1 protein-coding gene is annotated in these 216 nt (G+C 38.4%); it reads right to left on the bottom strand.

The window, feature by feature from the left end; all coding sequences use genetic code 11:
- Positions 1-216: HEAT repeat domain-containing protein (locus tag NF27_RS00205; protein ID WP_039454530.1), on the bottom strand; the 216-nt coding region annotated here is incomplete at both ends.

Here is a 216-nt window from a genome sequence, read left to right as displayed (position 1 = left end):
CTTTTAGAGCAGCTATTAAAGCTTCTATTACTTCAGGGTTAACATGCCCTAACTTTCCTAAACTCTCTGCCGCTCCTTTCTTTACCCAATCACTTTTATCTTTTAGAGCGGCTATTAAAACTTTTATTACTTCTGGAGTCACTTGTCCTAACTTTCCTAAACTCTCTGCCGCTCCTTGCCTTACTTCCCTATCTTTATCTTTTAGAGCAGCTATTA

This window comes from Candidatus Jidaibacter acanthamoeba (genome assembly GCF_000815465.1).
Lineage (GTDB): Bacteria > Pseudomonadota > Alphaproteobacteria > Rickettsiales > Midichloriaceae > Jidaibacter > Jidaibacter acanthamoebae.
The sequence above is the reverse complement of the archived record's forward strand: the minus strand, read 5'-3'. Positions and strand labels throughout refer to the sequence as shown.